Genomic DNA, 16225 nt, shown 5'->3' with positions numbered 1-16225 from the left:
CCATGCCCAATCAACTCATCAATATGCACGGCGACGCTGCGACCCAGCGCTGAGAGGCTGTAGCCGCCTTCAAGACAAGAGACAATCCGCTCATGGGCATGGCGCACCGCGATCTCGCGCAACTGGGCGGTGATCCAGGCATAGTCCGGCTCGCGGAGCATGAAATGCGCCATGTCATCCTCGGCATGGCCATCGAAGCCGGCCGAGATCATGATCAACTCCGGGGCGAAGGCCTCGATCTGCGGCAGACAATGCTGCTCCATCGCGGCGCGGAAGGCCTCGCCATTGGTGCGCGAGGGCAGCGGCAGGTTGATCACGTTCGGCGCGGTCGAGTCGGCGCCGGAGCCAGGATAAAAGGGATGCTGGAAGCTGGAGCAGAACAGCACCCGCTCATCGCCGGTGAAGATATCCTCGGTGCCGTTACCGTGGTGAACGTCGAAATCGACGATGGCGATGCGCTTGAGCCCATGCGCATTCATCGCATGGGCCGCGCCAACGGCGATGTTGTTGAAGAAGCAGAAGCCCATCGAGCGCGCGCGCTCGGCATGATGGCCGGGTGGGCGCACTGAGCAAAAGGCGGCGTGATGGCGATCGCTCATCACCAGATCGACCGCCAGGATCGTCGCGCCGGCGGCGTGCAGCGCGGCGCTCAGCGACCCGCGCGACATGGCGGTATCGCCATCGACCCAGACCAGCACATCATCGGCGCTGGGCGCGGCCTCGAACAGGGCATCGACATAGTCGGCCTCATGCACCGCCAAGAGTTGCTCACGGCTGGCCTTAGGCGCGTCATAATGGGTCACCAGCATCTCCATGCCGGCGGCGATCATCCGATCCGAGATCGCGTGCAGGCGCTCCGGCACCTCAACATGGTGCGCGCCCATCTTGTGCTCGAGACAGTCTTGGTGAGAGATGAAGGCCAGATTCATAGGGCGCTGACTCAGGTGCTCGCTACAGGTGTCCGAAAGCTTAGTCGCTTTGTGACCATTTTGCTTCGTTACCCGATTCGCCCCAGGAGGGGCCCGCCGATGCGACTCTCCGATGTCGACCAGCTTTTTGTTCCTGATGCGGTGGCCGTGTTTGGCGCCAGTGATCGTGAGGGCTCGGTCGGCGCCATGGTCTATCGCAATGTCCTCGCCGGCGGCTTCAAGGGGCCTTGTTATCCGATCAACCCGAAGTATGAGACCGTTGATGGCCAGCCCTGCTGGAAGGATCTGGCGGCGCTCGATAAGCATGTCGATCTGGCGCTGATCGCGACCCCGGCGGAAGCGGTGCCAGGCATCCTGGATCAGTGCGGCGAGTTTGGCGTGCGCGCGGCGGTGGTGCATTCGGCCGGCTTCTCCGAGCAGGGTGAGCAGGGCAGCGCGCTGCAGGAGCGGCTGGTGGAGGCGGCGCGGCGCAATCGGATTCGGGTGTTGGGGCCAAATTGTCTGGGCGTGATGCGGCCCTCGCATGGGCTCAACGCGACCTTTGGTAATGAACTGCCGCGCGCCGGCAATGTCGCCCTGGTCTCGCAGTCCGGGGCGGTCTGCGCGGCGATGCTGGATCGCTCCGGGCCAAGGCGCATGGGCTTCTCGGCGGTGGTCTCGCTTGGGGCGGCGGCGGATGTTGATTTTGGCGACATCCTCGACTATCTGGCGCTCGATCCACAGACCCAGAGCATCTTGCTCTATGTCGAGGGCGTGCGCGATGCGCGTCGCTTCATGAGTGGGCTCCGGGCGGCAGCACGGCTGAAGCCGGTGGTGGTGGTCAAGACCGGCCGGCATCCGGCCGGCTCGCGCGCGGCGCGCTCGCATACCGGCGCTTGGGTTGGCTCTTCGGAGGTGTTTCGGGCGGTGCTCGAGCGCGGTGGCGCGGTGCAGGTGGAGCGCCTGGCGCAGCTGTTCGCGGCGGCGCAGGTGTTTGGCGCCGGGCGGCGGCTCGCCGGTAATCGCATCGCGGTGATCACCAATGGCGGTGGTCCCGGCGTGTTGGCGGCGGATCGGGCGGTGGATCATGGGCTGTCCCTGGCGGAGCTGAGCGAAGAGACGCGCGCCAAGCTCGGGCAGGCGCTGCCCGATCATTGGTCACACGGCAATCCGGTCGATGTGATGGGCGATGGCTCGGCGCAGCGGTATCGCGATGCCTTGGATGCCTGTCTCGCCGATGTCGGTGTTGATGGCGTGATCGCCTTGATGGCGCCCTTGGCGACCAGTGATCCGACCACCGTGGCGACCGAGGTGATCGAGGTCGCCAAGCAGACCCGCAAGCCGGTACTGACCTGCTGGATGGGTGAGAGTCGGGTCGCCGAGGCGCAGGCGCTGTTCGCCGAGCATGGGGTGCCGCATTTCGAGTCGCCCGAGGTGGCGGTGGATGCGATGTCGTTCCTCGCTGAGCAGCGTCGCAACCGGATGCTGCTGATGCAGTCGCCGGGGCCCTTGTCGCAGCAGTTGGGGCCGGATGTCGAGGGCGCGCGGCTGATCATCGAAGGCGTGATGGCCGAGGGCCGTAAGGTGCTCGGCAGCATCGAGGCCAAGGCGGTGCTCTCGGCGTTTCGCATCAACAGCACCCAGGCGGTGCTGGCGCGCTCGCCGAACGAGGCGCTGATCGCCGCCGAGTCGCTCGGCTTCCCGGTGGTGATCAAGATCAACTCACCGGATATCCGCTATAAATCCGATGTCGATGGCGTCCGGCTCGCGCTGAGTGATGCGCAGAGCATTCGCCGCGCCTATACCGAGCTGACCGAGCGCGCGCAGAAGCTGCGGCCACAGGCGCAGATCCAGGGCGTGACGGTTGAGCACATGGTGCCGACCCGCGCCGCGCGCGAGCTGATGGTGAAGGTGGTGCGCGATCCGATCTTTGGCCCGATCATCAGCTTCGGCGCCGGTGGCACCGACATGCAGGTGCTGGAGGATAAGGCGCTCGGCCTGCCGCCGCTGAACGCCTTCATCATCCAGACCATGATCGAGCACACGCGGGTGGCGCGGCTGATGGGCGCCTACAGCAACATGCCGCCGATGAACCGGCAAGCGCTGTCGCGCATCCTGCAGCGGGTCTCGGAGATGGTCTGCGAGCTGCCGGAGATTATCGAGCTCGAGATCAACCCGCTGATCGGCAATGACCTGGACGTGATCGCCGTCGATGCGCGCATTCAGGTCGACTACCCGCCGCCGCAGATGCCGGTCTATGGCCACATGGCGATCCACCCCTATCCGCAGCACCTGATCGAGCGGGTGCCGCTGCCCGATGGCACCGATCTGACCATCCGCCCGATCCGCCCCGAAGATGCGGAGATGGAGCAGGATTTCGTCCGTGGTCTCTCCGATCAGACCAAGTATTTTCGCTTCATGCAGACCATCAAGGAGTTGTCGCCGGACATGCTGGTGCGCTTCACCCAGATCGACTACGACCGCGAGATGGCGCTGATTGGGGTGATCCGCCCGCAGGGCGAGGAGGGGGTTGGCACCGAGCTGGAGGTGGGCGTCGCGCGCTACATGGCGCATCCGGGTGGCGATACCTGCGAGTTCGCGATCGTGGTCTCGGATGCCAGTCGCCGGCGTGGAATCGGCGCCCGGTTGATGCGCTCACTGATGCAGAACGCGCGTAACAAGGGGCTGCGGATCATGGAGGGCGAGGTCTTGAGTGCGAACTCGCGCATGCTGGCGCTGGTCAAGTCGCTCGGCTTTCGGATTGAGACCGATCGCAATGATCCGACCGTGAAGCTGGTGTCGAAGGTGTTGTGAGGGGGCTGGCATCCCTTGCCAGCCCGGGCCGTCTGCGGTTGATAGGATCACAGGCTATGCGCGTACAGGACCTCGACCTCGCCGAGGTGGATGATGCCCGAGAAGTTGTCGAAGTACTTCTCGGCGACTTGCTTGGCAATCGTTCGGGCTACGTCCTCGCTGGCGGTGATGACCTCGATCTTGATGTTCGAGTAGGTGTCCGAGACGATGGGTTGACCTGGTGAGGGGGTGTTGCGGCTGCCGACGCCTCCGGCATCCATCACGGTGTAACCGGTGGCCCCCGCTGCCTGGATGATCTTGGTGACCTTGGGCAGGATCACCTTTTCAGTAATGATCACCAGCTTCTTGGCTATTTGTGCCATGACTTGAGTCCTCTTGGTGTGGATCGATAAAACCGGATGCCTCGCTGTAAGCGACATCTCGGCCCCGGTGCTTCACAGTGAACGATGCTGATGCCTCCGTGAGTCTCTAAGACCGCCGGAGCATCAGCAAGCACCGCATCAGGCCCCGAAGACTACCTGTGCTAAACCGATGTAGAGCGGAATGCCGATGGCAATCGCGACCGGGGTGCCGATACTCGTCGATGAGCCAATGTAGGACGAGGGGTTGGCCGTTGGTATGCCAGCACGGAGCGTGGGTGGCCCGGAGATGTCGGAGCTCGAGCCGGCAATGATCGCGAGCAGCACCACGCCGCCTGGGCTAAAGCCAGTCAGCACATGGGCAATAGTGCCGAGGCCGAAGGCAATGAGCCCGTTCATCAAGGGGGCGACAGCGGCGTAGACGGCGAACCAATGGGCGACGCGACGCAGCTCGTTCAAGCGGGAGTAGGCCTCAATGCCCATGATCAGCATCAACACCGACAGCAGACCTCGGAATAGCGGCTCGTAGAAGGTATCAAAGACCCCCTCAGGATTGGTAAAGAGGCCGAGGGCGATGCCCAGCAACAATGCCGACAAGGCTGGGCCTTGCAGACTTTCCTTGACGATCGGCCAGATTGCCACTTTTTCGCCAGAGCCATCCTTCTTCTTGAGGTACACACTGGCCAGCACGATCGCTAACACCAGCGCCGGGATATCCATGAACGGGTACAGCGCCACCGCCCAGGGCTCGTAGCTGATGCCTTCGGACTCCAGCACCACCGTTCCCGCGGCGAGCGTCGATCCGCTGACGGCTCCAAACAGGCCTGCGGTTGCAATCCCGTCCTCAACCCGGATACCGGGTAGCAAGGCCAGCGTATAGCGACCGATCACCACGGTCAGACAGCCCACGACCACGGCGAAAAACGCCGGCAGCAGCATCGCCCCGAGGTCCGCCTCGCCGATCGCCATGCCGCCCTTCAGGCCGACCTTCAACAGCAGCATGAAGACGATGAACTTGTAGATGGCGTCAGGGATCGTTAGCCGTGAGCCAAGCGCGGCGATCAGGATGCCTCCCAACAGGAACGCCAGCGTTGGCGACTGCAGCTGGTGCACGAAGCGTGCACCGAAGTCGAGCAATATCTCCACGTTCTTCACTCCTCGTTGTCTTTACTTGTACCTGACCGCTGTTGCTCTCCCCTGCGTCCCCCTTTGGGTCACCTGGAATCAGCCATAACGGTCACGAGGAGGATGGTGTGGGCAGTCTGCCGTGATCGACCATCGGACTTTACGCGCAAAAGCATCGATTAAAATCGATAGGTTCGGCAAATCCGATAGATCAAGCCTTGAATTCCGAATGTGCTCCGAGATCAGTTCAGTCAGCTGGGCTGCGTCTGGCCGGCACGTTCCGAGACGGCGCGCTTGAGCGCCGCCGAGCGATTATCGATCCAATTCTCTTTGGGGACGATGCGTTTGAGGCCTAGATTCTCGAAACGCTGACGTGGTTGATCATGGATGCCAGCGAAGTAGACACGGCAACCATGCTCGACCGCCTCGCGAACCACCGCTTCGACCGCTAGCGAGGTGGTGACGCCGATATGCGGAACCTCAGTGAGATCAACCACCAACGAACGTGCGGCCAGCAGCGCGTTCTGTTGGCGCGTAACCGCTTTTGCGGCACCAAAGATCAGAGGACCGCTGAGGCAGAGCATGACCACGCGATTGCTGGGATCACGCAGGATGCGGACATCCTCCGGCGAGGCGTTCGGGCAATCCAGCCCGTCTTCGGTATCCGGTAAGCCGAGGACGCGCACGCCTTCAGATTGCAGATCGGCGAGTCGGCGGATGGTGAGGACGTTGGCGACGAAAAGCCCAATGCCGACCGCGGTGATCAGATCGACGAAGACCGTCATCGCGATGACGCCATACATGATCAGGGCGCCGCGGATCGAGACCTTATGCGCACGGCGCAAGAAGCCCCAGTCGATAATATCGATGCCAACCTTGATCGCGATACCGGCGAGCACCGCCTTCGGGATCGGCTCGACCAACGCACTGGCGCCGAAGACGACGACGGCTAAGATCAGTGCGCGGGTGAGCCCGGAGAGTGCGGTGCGTCCACCGGTCTGGATGTTGACCACAGTGCCCATGGTGGCGCCGGCTCCGGGCAGACCGCCAAACAGGCCAGACGCGAGGTTGCCAAGCCCCTGACCCATCAACTCCTTATCCGAGTTGTGCTGGGTCCGCGTCAAGCTGTCGGCGATCACTGAGGTGAGCAAGGCGTCGATGGAGCCTAGCAGCGCTAACACCAGCGCATTAATGACAATGGTCTGCCACTGCCCTGGGCTGAAGGTTGGCAGCTGTAACGAGGGCAGACCGCCTGGCACCGAGCCGATGGCGCGATAGGTCTCGCCAGCGAACAACTCTGGTAGCACGAAGATCGCGAGCAGGGTTCCGGCGATGAGCGCTAGAAGTTGTGGCGGGACGAAGCGACGCCAACGCTTGGGCATCAGCAGGAGGATGGCGAGCGAGAGGAGGCCCAAACTCGCCTCTGCCGGCTTGATCTGGGTGATGAAGCCTGGTATCGCTGTCAACGAGCCGAGCACACCTCCGGGTGGAGAGGCGTAGCCAAGCAGCGGCGGCAGCTGGATGATGATCAAGATGAAACCGATGCCAGACATAAAGCCTGAGATCACCGTGTATGGCATCATCGTGACATAGCGCCCGAGCTTGAGCGCGCCGAAGATCACCTGAAAGACGCCGGTAAGCATCACGGTGGTGAAGGCCATGGCCATGCCCAGCTCAGGGTTGGCGGCCATCATGGTTGCAATGACGGCTGTGAAGACCACCGTCATCGGCCCGGTCGGCTCTGAGATCAGCGTTGGCGTGCCGCCGAACAAGGCGGCGAACAGTCCGATCAGCACTGCGCCATACAAACCGGCTTCAGCACCAGCGCCAGAGGCGACGCCGAAGGCGAGCGCCATGGGCAACGCGATCACCGCTGCGGTGACGCCACCGAACAGGTCGCCTTTAAGGTGCCTGAGATTGATCTGATTGAAGACTCGCATCGGTCTCCCTTACCCCCGCAGCATCGATATGGTTTAGTCCCTGTAGGGTAATGGTTCTGACGCGGGAACCGAAATCAAAAAGCCGGATCGATGCTATAGATAGATACTGGCAGATGGAAAGTGGTAGATGGAGATCGGCAGATGGACAGCGGCAGCGCCGTGGCATCAGCGCCAAGCCGTTGATAGGAGTCGAACCGAGGAGGGGCGCTGAGCGGTATACTCTTGGTGCCGCGGGTCGGCGGCTGATGCTAATAACGGCTGATGCTCTCACGCTTGGACACTGGAAAATCGTCTATGGGCTGGCTCCGGTTCTTGTTCAGTTCGCTGCTAGTTGGCTTGTTGCTGGCGAGCAGCCCGCTTTTTGCACAGCCGAGCGCGGATGCGTGGCGCTTGCGTCTCGATACCGGAGCCTTGCACCGATGGCAGACCGATATCAATGATGGCGGTGAGGTCGAGTTGGATGCCTGGGCAATCCGCCTGGGCGCTGATCAGGCCGTTGCTCCAGATCTGCGCCTAGGGCTGAGCGCTAGCTATGGTGAGCGCCAGTATCGCTTTGAGGGGGAGACCGGCTTCGGTGCCTTGAGTCCCTGGTCGCGGGTCCGTGAGCTACGGCTTAGTGGCCTGATAAGCTGGAAGGCGGACGAGCGTTGGAATCTCTTCGCGGTACCCTCGATTCGCTGGACGGCCGAGGAGGGCGCTGACCTCAGCGATGGTCAGACCGGTGGCCTGATTGCCGCCGCCAGTTATCGAGTGAGTGATCGCCTCAGCATCGGACCTGGCTTTGGCATCTTCTCCGGGCTTGAGGACGATGTCGACTGGTTCCCGATCCTGGCCATCGACTGGAGGCTCACCGACAGCCTGGCGTTGCGCACCGGAAGCGGTTTTGCCGCGACCGAGGGGCCAGGGCTGGTGTTGGCTTGGCAAGCCTCGGAGCGCTGGTCGTTGTCGCTCGGCGCACGTTATGAAAAGGCCCGTTTCAGACTCGATGACAAGGGGGTCGCCGCCGCCGGCGTGGGCCAAGAGACGGCGGTCCCCGTCTATCTTGGGGCAACCCGCAGCTTCGGCAGTCATTTGAGCTTGAGTCTAGTCGCTGGTATCGAATTTGACGGCGAGCTGCGGTTGGAGGATGCCAACGGCGGACTGATCGAAAAGTCGCGCTTTGATCCCGCGCCGTTCGGTGGTGCAACCCTCGATCTTCGGTTCTAACGCCCAGATGGTGCGCTCGGTTAGATGATCAGACAAGGGGGTTAAGAAAGATGTCAGAACAGGATTGTGAGCGCTGCGGTCGACCAGCGGCGCCCTGCACCGAGGCTGGCCGACTGTTTATTTGGCTTCCCCTCGGACATACCCAACAGAAGCTCAGGGCTGCCTTGGAGCAGACCGCTGTTGCTGTGTCAGAGGTTCCGGGCCAGTCTGGGTTGATCGTCGCGGTCACCTCGGACGAGCAGGACCAGTTGGCAAGGCTGCTCGACGAGCGTCTTACGCGGGCCGAGGCCCGCGATAGTCGAGCCCTGTTCATGGCCGGAAACGAGGAGCCGGGTTTTGCGCAATTGGGCCAGGTTGAGAGCCTGGAAACCTTCATTGCGAGGCGGCGCGGTGGGTGGCTGCAAAGCCTCTTGCATGCCCAACGTGTCACGACCCATTTTCAACCGATCTTCCATGTTGCCGAGCCCGATCAGGTCTTCGCCCACGAATGTCTGCTACGCGGGATCGACGAGCAGGGTGCGATCGTCTCCCCAGGCTTGATGTTTGAGCTAGCAACGCGAGCTGATCTGGTCTTTCCGCTCGATCGCTTGGCACGTATCACCGCGGTGCAGAATGCAGCGGCACAGAGGATCAGTAGTCAGATCTTCATCAATTTCACGCCGGCTGCCGTCTATGATCCGATCAACTGCCTGCAAACCACGGTCGCCGCGGTCGAGCAGGCTGGGCTGCAGCGCGAGCGCATCGTCTTCGAGGTGATCGAGACTGAGCGCATCGGTGATCCCGATCACCTGGCCAATGTCCTCGGGTATTACCGCGACGCTGGCTTCAAGGTCGCACTCGATGATCTCGGCGGCGGTTATGCGGGGTTGGGGCTGCTGCCGAGCTTGCGTCCCGACTTCGTCAAGCTGGATCGCTCGCTGGTTGATGGGGTTGGCGCTAATCGGGTGCAGTCGGTCATCATCGAGCGTGTCACGCAGATGGCGCACGATCTGGGCATTGAAGTCATCGCCGAGGGCGTTGAGCAGGCCGAGGATCTCGACTGGCTTCAGGCGCACAAGGTTGACTATGTGCAAGGTTTTCTGCTCGCCCGGCCAGCGCCAACGCCCTATTCATCGCGTTGAGAAAGGGCCCATCAACATCTTCCCGCTTCGCGGACCGATTCGAGCGACACTGTTGGGCAATCAGCGGGAAGTAGACAGACAGTGGATCGCTGCTGAGCGACTCAAGTGCTATCGCCAGTGCGCATTTCGGCCAGTGGGCCAACCAACCCTGATGGTAACTGCGGCAGCGCGCTGATCAGCGAGACCATCACCGCGGCGGCGTAGGGCAGCGACTGCACCAGCAGCACCGCGGCCCAGACTCGGACATCCATCATGAAGGCATCCGGGCGCTGCAGCACCGCGAAGGCGCCGAGTAGAAAGGCGCTCATCAGTAGCGCTTCCTCGCGCGCATCGATCAGCGCTCGGAGCACGGCAGCTGAGGACGCGAGTTTTGGCGTGCGGAAAAACCCGAGCTTCCCAGAGAAGACGCCGGCCCAAGTGGCACGTGCGATGGTGTGGGAGAGCGCCAGTCCGGCCAAGCCGGCGGCGAATGCTTGGCGCCAGGTGGCATCCACGCGGCGTCGATAGAGCACGAAGCTCTTGATCATCTTGAAGCCAAAGAGCACGAGCGGCACCAGCGCGATCGATAGATAGGGCGGCGTCACCTGATCCGGTGCGGCCACCATCGCAATCGTCCAGGCCAGGGCGGCAAAGTTGAACAACAGATTGAAGCCGTCCGCGAACCAAGGCAGCCAACCGGAGAGGAAATGCCAGCGCTGACCGCTGCTGAGCCGGGTGCGACGCAGCCCCAGTAGTTCGCGGCGATGCGCGATCAACACCCGCACGGCCCCGTAGGCCCAGCGGAAGCGCTGTTTCTTGAAGTCATTGAAGGTATCAGGGATCAGCCCGCGGCCATAGGTGGTTGGGATATAGAGGGCCTTGTGGCCGGCTTCGAACAACCTGAGCCCAAGCTCGGCATCTTCGGTGATACACCATTCGGACCAGCCACCGACGGCCTCGAGCGCATCGCGCCGGATCATGGTCATGGTGCCGTGCTGAATGATGGCGTTGCGCTCATTGCGAGTGACCATACCGATGTGGAAGAAGCCTCGATATTCGGCTAGGCACATGGCCTTGAACGCGTTCTCGTCGCCGTCGCGATAATCCTGCGGGGCTTGGACGATGGCGACCTCATCGTCAAAGAAGGCCGGGATCAGATCGCGCAGCCAGTTGGGATTGACCAGATAATCGGCATCGATCACGGCGACGATGCCGGCTTTGGGATCGGTTTCGCGCAAGGCAAAGTTGAGTGCGCCGGCCTTGAAGCCTGCCAGCGGGCTGACATGAAAGAACCGGAAGCGCTGGCCGTTGGGCTTGCCGTTCTGCAACAGACGCCGATTGAGCTGGGCGCAGTGCGCGCGTACAGGCTCCCAGACTGCTGGATCTTTGGTGTTATTGTCGATCACCAAGACCTCGACATGCGGGTAATCCAAGGTCGCGAGCGCGTCGAGGGTCTCGATCAGCAAGGCCGGCGGCTCGTTGTAGGCCGGCACATGGAGCGAGACCATGGGCAGCCAGGCATCAGGCACCTCACGGCGTGAAAAGGCGCGGCGCCAGCGCTTGAGCCAGAGCGATTCCGCCCATTCATGAGCCTCGGCGGAGAGCAGCACTAGGACGCCGATGCCACCGATCAACAACAGCACACCGACCGCGGTGGTCAGTGGCGTCATGTACTGACGGGTGTAGTCGTAGACCAAGAGCACCGCGGCGGTCGAGACCGCATAGGTGATTAGTGCCAGGAAGCCCTTGCCGGAGGACGAGAGGGTAGCGCTATCGCGATAGAGCAGCAGCAGCAGCAAGACCGCGAGGCCGACCGACAGCGCGGCGAGCTCCTGCCAATTCGGGATGCGGACGACGGGCTGAGTGAGGGTGAACTTGGGCTCGCGCTCGGCATCGTAGACGCCCCAGTAGGCGCCGACGGCACCTTCGATCTTTGTCTTCCAGGGTTGGTCGAAGGCCTCCATCACATAATAGATGACGCCTTCTCGCTCGGCACGCGCAAGCACGCGGCGTAGAAATCGGGTCTGATTGGCTTGCGAGGGCTCGGCACCGCGGTTGCGTCGTCCATGACTGGGCCAGCCGATCTCGCCGATGATCACCTCCTTGCCCGGGAATGCCTGTCGAACCTCGTCAAGCCGGCGGAAGGCGTAGTCGACAGCCTTATCGATCGGGAGTCCTTCCCAGTAGGGCAACAGATGGATGGCGATGAAATCGACGTGCTCGACAAGCTCCGGATGCTTGAGCCAGACGTGCCAGGGCTCGGCGGTGCTGACTGGGATCTGGGTGAGGCGGCGAATGCGATCGAGCTGGGTGCTGAGTTCGGTCACCTCGATATCCTCGCGCAGGATCGCTTCGTTGCCGACAAACACGCGCACGATGTTGCGATGCGGCTCGCCAAGGATCTCGATCAGCCGAGCCAGCTCGGCCTCGTTGGATTCAGCATCGGGCCCGATCCAGGCTCCGAGTGAGACGTTGAGGCTGCGCGCCGCGGCAAGCTCGGGTACCTGTCCCAAGATGCCGTCAACGGTATAGGTGCGGATGGCGTGGGCCTCGCCTTGGAGCAAGCTGAGATCTTGGTCGATCTCGGTGATGGACGGATAGAGCTTGCGTCCGGGGTCCTGATCGGCACGCATCGGCGAGAACGAATAGCCTTGAATACGGGTGGGCCAGGGCGGCTCAACCGAGGGGCGGTTCATCATCGCCCAGAGCGCGACGGTGAGGCCAGCGATGAGGATCGGGATGACGATGGAAAGTGAGCGATGCATCGCCTAGGTCTCGCGGGGTCGTTGAACGGGCGCCGGCGGTCTTAGCAGCCCGCTGTTGTGCGTGGCGGCTCGAGTGCCCTGGTGTGCGGATGGGGTGTGCGACTGGTCGGCAGATCGTTAGGACGCTCTGCTTTCCGAGGACTCGCGGCCAACGCAGCGAGGGCGTAGAGCCTGGCCTCGCTGGGTGCCAGCATCCAGCCCTCGACCGATTGCAAGGGCGCTGAGATGTACTCGTCCTTGATGAGCGCGCTGAGGGCCTGACTGAGCGCCGCACGATCAGCAGGGAGACGCCCCTGGTGCTCGCTGAGCGCCGCAGAGAGCCGGTCGATGAGGCGATTTGCGTCTTGCTCATGCGGGTGATCGGCGAGATAGCGCTGGCCGAGCCAAGCCGCTGCGCTCGGATCGCTGAGGGTTCCTAGCAGTGCACCTAGGTTGAGGCTGGAAGGTACGCTGGCGACGCTAAGACTGCCGCCGCCATCGCTCAAGCGCGCCGGTGCGAGTGCTGCTGGAGCCACAGCGGCATGCGCCGTCGGTGCCGCGGCGATCAGTCCGAGCACCATGCTGATGAAGGTCCGGCGGTCGAGCTCCCTGAGCGAGCCGACTGCGCGTTCGAATGCGGGCTCTGGCTGGGTGGTCATGTTGATTGCCGCTCAAGATGGTCAGCGAGCCGATAGCTGAGCGCGAGGATGTTCAGGGTCGGATTCGCAGATCCGCAGGTGGGAAAGATCGACGAGCCGGCGATGTAGAGGTTATCGATCCCATGCACCCGGCAATCGCGGTCTACGACGCCCTGCTTAGGGTCATCGCTCATGCGCGTGGTGCCCATGTGATGACTGCCACCAGAGACCCGGGGCTCCCATTGACCGTCGTCCGGCAGCCGTGGGCGCATCCGTCCGATGCCCGTGGCACCGAGTTCGCGGCCAAGCGCATGGATGTTGGCAAGCAGGCTGCGCCGATCTTGCTCGGTCAGCCGCCAGTCAAGGCGGGTCCGTCGCAGCCCCAGTGCATCGGTTTCATCGCTCAGCGTGACGCGGCTGTTTGGATTCGGTGTCTGCTCACAGGCGCAGCCGATGCCCATGCGGACGCCAAGCCCGGTGTTCTGGCCCTGGGCGCTGGGATCGACCTCGCGATCGGCCTCGCAATCGATGTGCGCGGCAGACCGGTCGGTCAAGAATGGCTGGGCCGCCGCGAGCATCTGGTGTTGCTCAGTGACGGCGGTAGCCGCGGTGGACTCCGGGCCAAAGGTCTCGATGACCGACATAGTAAAGGAGGCTGAGAGTAGCCGCTCGCGGCGGAGGAAGTCAGCGCGAGGGATATAACAGACGCGAGCATGGCGTCCGTCGACCAGGACGCGCTCCCGATAGATCCGCGGCAGCCGACGGATATCAGCGATGACGATATCGGCAAAGCCGCCGAGGTGTGGATGCTCCATGAAACAGCGTCCGACCCGATCGTTCTGGTTGCCGATTCCAGTCGGCATCACATCGTTCGAGAGCAGCAGTAGACGCGCGTTCTCGATGCCTCCGGCGGCCAGCACGAAGCGCTTGGCGCGGACCTGTTGCTTGCGTCCATTCAAGCTTTGCAACTGCAAGTGATCGACCGCCCGCGCCGAGGGCAACGCGGCAATGTTGGTCAGGTTGCTATGGAGCAGGACGCGGATGCTTGGCGACCGCTCGAGCTCGCCGCGATAACGCTCACCAAAGCGTGTTGGCGGGCTGAATTGGAAGAATCGGGCGTTGAATCGACCGGCACGCCAATCGACGAGGGATTCGCCGGTGGCCTGCGCCCAATAGTCACCGTTCTCATACTGAGCGGGAGCAACCTCGACCGTTTCGCTTGCCAGCTCCCAATAGGGGTCAAGTGCCTCGCGGCCAAAGGGCCAGCCACTCAGCGGCACCCAGTCGCGCCGCTCAAAGTCGATTGGGTCAAGCGGTCGACAATACCCGCCCCAATGGCCGGAGGTACCGCCGAAGTAGCGCAGCCGAGTACTGCTGAGCGGATACTCGAGCCCGGGCGTTTCACCCCGATACAGGTCTTGAGTGTCGGCTTCTAGGCCAAGGCCACCGGATTCGATGAGACAGATGTTGATGCGTTGACTGGCTAGCCGGCGGGCGAGGCTAATGCCCGCTGGGCCGGCGCCGATAATGGCGAGGTCGGCATCGATCTGCGTATTGTCGTCAAGGCTGCGAGCGTCGATAAGCACGCGGGTTAACAGCTCCGGGCTGGGGTCATTGAGTCATTGACCGTTCAGCTCGCGCGCATTCCTCAAGGGCCGGCGCAATCCGCTGCCGAGGCCTTGAGAGCACCTCGTCAGCACCACTGCGCCTGCATCTTCGTCGGCTATGAAGGGGCGACCGCAGGTGACAGGGCGAGCGTACTAAGCGTCACGCAGGCACTACGAAAGGTAGTACAAGCCCCCTAAGAGTAGCGCATTAGCCCCGTTAGTGGAGTGGAATTATGCCTCTGATCGCATTTCAGTCGGCATCCGGCACAAAGCTCAGCACATTGCCATTGATGCAGTAGCGCTTGCCGGTGGGCGGCGGACCATCGTCGAAGACGTGGCCGAGGTGGATGCCGGAGCTGGCGCTGCGGACTTCGGTGCGGCGCATGCCGTGGGCGTTGTCGTCGTGATAGGTGAGGGCGCCTTCAACCGGGTTGAAGAAGCTCGGCCAGCCGCTCTTGCTCTCGAACTTGGTATCGCTGCGAAACAACGGCGCGCCGGTGATCGGGTCAACGAAGACGCCGGGGCGCTTTTCATCCAGATGCGAGCCAGTGAATGCGCGCTCGGTGCCTTGCTCAAAGGCGATGCGCTGCTGCTCCGGGGTCAACACCTGGAAGCCGAGCCACTGCCAGAAGCGCTCCTTGTCGCCCTGGTAGCCGGTGTAGCGCGAGATCTCCTTGCCGTCCTCGAACAGCACCATGGTCGGAGTGGCGAACAGGTCCTTCTCCAGCGACCAGCCTTCCGGCGGTCGCGGATTCAGAGTCGTGACCACTGGCACCTCTGAGGACCAGCCATCCAGCACCTCGGCACGGAACTGCTGGCAGAAGGGGCAATCCTCGGCCTCGAAGACGATCAGCTGGCGCTCGGCGTTAAGCGCCTTGGCGTCGAGCCGTGGCGATGGCTGGGACCGCGCTGCCCGCTGCTCACCCAGATCTGCGGCAGCACCGGGAAAGGCGACCTGAGTGCCGCCGAGACCGCAGTAGCCATCCGGGTTCTTCACCAGATAGTCCTGATGATAGGTCTCGGCGCGATTGTAGTTGCGCAGCGGGGCGATCTCGGTCGTGATCGGGCCAAAACCGGCAGCGCTTAGCGCCTGCTGATAGGCGTCGCGGGTCTCGAGCGCGATGGCACGTTGCCCCTCGCTGTTGAAGTAGATTGCGCTCCGATAGTTGCTGCCGACATCATTGCCCTGGCGGTCACCTTGGGTTGGATTGTGGTTCTCCCAGAAGCCGATCAGCACCCGCTCGAGGCTAACCTGCTCGGGGTCGAAGGTCACCTTGATGACTTCGGCATGATTGCGCTCATCGCTCTTGCCGCGCTGGATGCGCTTCTCGAGGTTGAGCACCTCGCGATAGCTGGTCCGCTCGGCATCGCCGCCGGCGTAACCGGATTCGACATCCAGCACACCGGGGATCTCGGACATCCGCTTCTCGGCACCCCAGAAGCAGCCCATGCCGAGGACGATGGATTCTGTGGCGGCGAGGGCTTGGAGAGGCAGGATGGTGAACACGAGGGGGATCAACAGACGGGAAAGCGAGTGCATGGGGTCTTTGGCCTTATCAGAACGAATCTGACGGCTATGACCAGCGTGAGAGGCAAGTTGTTTCACCGGCTGTCGCGTCGATTGGCAAGTCCCTCTCAAGCGAGTCATTCCGCTCGACTCATGGTCGTGGATCTGGGGGTGGTTTCCGCAGGGCTCTCTGGCAGTGATACAAGCGCGGTGAGAGGCAAGCGGCGGAGCCTTTGGCTTGCGCGTCTTCGTCTTCAATCTTGCACCGCTTGCTCAA

At 62.7% G+C, this 16225-nt stretch carries 11 protein-coding genes; 3 read left to right on the top strand and 8 right to left on the bottom strand.

What is annotated here, in order from left to right:
• The coding region (locus VBE63_RS18910) for a histone deacetylase family protein (RefSeq protein ID WP_323684576.1) at positions 1-929 on the bottom strand (929 nt) is incomplete at its 3' end.
• A gap of 99 nt (positions 930-1028) precedes the next feature.
• Between VBE63_RS18910 and VBE63_RS18905 the strand changes: the two genes are divergently transcribed.
• Entirely contained in the window at positions 1029-3722 is a 2694-nt protein-coding gene (locus tag VBE63_RS18905; RefSeq protein WP_323684575.1) for a bifunctional acetate--CoA ligase family protein/GNAT family N-acetyltransferase, read from the top strand.
• Positions 3723-3769: 47 nt separating this feature from the next.
• Here VBE63_RS18905 and VBE63_RS18900 read toward each other — a convergent pair whose 3' ends face one another.
• From VBE63_RS18900 to VBE63_RS18890, 3 genes are all read right to left on the bottom strand, one after another.
• Positions 3770-4084 carry a P-II family nitrogen regulator gene (locus VBE63_RS18900; RefSeq protein ID WP_323684574.1) on the bottom strand — a complete coding sequence of 105 codons (315 nt, stop codon included), beginning with the start codon at positions 4082-4084 and terminating at the stop codon, positions 3770-3772.
• Positions 4085-4222: 138 nt separating this feature from the next.
• Positions 4223-5227 (bottom strand): sodium-dependent bicarbonate transport family permease, encoded by a 1005-nt coding sequence (locus VBE63_RS18895; RefSeq protein ID WP_323684573.1) that lies wholly within the window; start codon positions 5225-5227, stop codon positions 4223-4225.
• A gap of 230 nt (positions 5228-5457) precedes the next feature.
• Positions 5458-7146, bottom strand: a complete 1689-nt coding sequence (locus tag VBE63_RS18890; RefSeq protein WP_323684572.1) for a SulP family inorganic anion transporter — start codon at positions 7144-7146, stop codon at positions 5458-5460.
• Positions 7147-7440: 294 nt separating this feature from the next.
• Between VBE63_RS18890 and VBE63_RS18885 the strand changes: the two genes are divergently transcribed.
• Both VBE63_RS18885 and VBE63_RS18880 read left to right on the top strand, forming a co-directional pair.
• On the top strand, positions 7441-8352 hold the full coding sequence (locus tag VBE63_RS18885; protein WP_323684571.1) for a hypothetical protein: 912 nt from the start codon (positions 7441-7443) through the stop codon (positions 8350-8352).
• Positions 8353-8402: 50 nt separating this feature from the next.
• Positions 8403-9473 (top strand): EAL domain-containing protein, encoded by a 1071-nt coding sequence (locus VBE63_RS18880; RefSeq protein ID WP_323684570.1) that lies wholly within the window; start codon positions 8403-8405, stop codon positions 9471-9473.
• Positions 9474-9574: 101 nt separating this feature from the next.
• On the opposite strand, the gene VBE63_RS18875 is transcribed toward VBE63_RS18880, so the two are convergent.
• From VBE63_RS18875 to msrA, 4 genes are all read right to left on the bottom strand, one after another.
• Positions 9575-12217, bottom strand: a complete 2643-nt coding sequence (locus tag VBE63_RS18875) for a glycosyltransferase family 2 protein (protein WP_323684569.1) — start codon at positions 12215-12217, stop codon at positions 9575-9577.
• 41 nt (positions 12218-12258) lie between these two features.
• Positions 12259-12855, bottom strand: a complete 597-nt coding sequence (locus VBE63_RS18870; protein ID WP_323684568.1) for a hypothetical protein — start codon at positions 12853-12855, stop codon at positions 12259-12261.
• On the bottom strand, positions 12852-14420 hold the full coding sequence (locus VBE63_RS18865; RefSeq protein ID WP_323684567.1) for a GMC family oxidoreductase: 1569 nt from the start codon (positions 14418-14420) through the stop codon (positions 12852-12854). Before VBE63_RS18865 ends, VBE63_RS18870 begins: the two co-directional genes overlap by 4 nt.
• A gap of 271 nt (positions 14421-14691) precedes the next feature.
• Positions 14692-15981 (bottom strand): peptide-methionine (S)-S-oxide reductase MsrA, encoded by a 1290-nt coding sequence (msrA, locus tag VBE63_RS18860; protein ID WP_323684566.1) that lies wholly within the window; start codon positions 15979-15981, stop codon positions 14692-14694.
• Positions 15982-16225 lie beyond the last annotated feature (244 nt).

The sequence above is a fragment of the Lamprobacter sp. genome, from assembly GCF_034860625.1.
Lineage (GTDB): Bacteria > Pseudomonadota > Gammaproteobacteria > Chromatiales > Chromatiaceae > Lamprobacter.
Note: the sequence above shows the minus strand (reverse complement) of the source record. Positions and strands in the feature narration are given on the sequence as shown.

What these genes read in the sequence shown, in the direction of transcription:
- VBE63_RS18905 (WP_323684575.1), top strand. Translation starts at nt 1,029, where the DNA reads ATGCGACTCTCCGATGTCGACCAGCTTTTTGTTCCTGATGCGGTGGCC.
- VBE63_RS18900 (WP_323684574.1), bottom strand. Translation starts at nt 4,084, where the DNA reads ATGGCACAAATAGCCAAGAAGCTGGTGATCATTACTGAAAAGGTGATC.
- VBE63_RS18890 (WP_323684572.1), bottom strand. Translation starts at nt 7,146, where the DNA reads ATGCGAGTCTTCAATCAGATCAATCTCAGGCACCTTAAAGGCGACCTG.
- VBE63_RS18885 (WP_323684571.1), top strand. Translation starts at nt 7,441, where the DNA reads ATGGGCTGGCTCCGGTTCTTGTTCAGTTCGCTGCTAGTTGGCTTGTTG.
- VBE63_RS18880 (WP_323684570.1), top strand. Translation starts at nt 8,403, where the DNA reads ATGTCAGAACAGGATTGTGAGCGCTGCGGTCGACCAGCGGCGCCCTGC.
- VBE63_RS18875 (WP_323684569.1), bottom strand. Translation starts at nt 12,217, where the DNA reads ATGCATCGCTCACTTTCCATCGTCATCCCGATCCTCATCGCTGGCCTC.
- VBE63_RS18870 (WP_323684568.1), bottom strand. Translation starts at nt 12,855, where the DNA reads ATGACCACCCAGCCAGAGCCCGCATTCGAACGCGCAGTCGGCTCGCTC.
- msrA (WP_323684566.1), bottom strand. Translation starts at nt 15,981, where the DNA reads ATGCACTCGCTTTCCCGTCTGTTGATCCCCCTCGTGTTCACCATCCTG.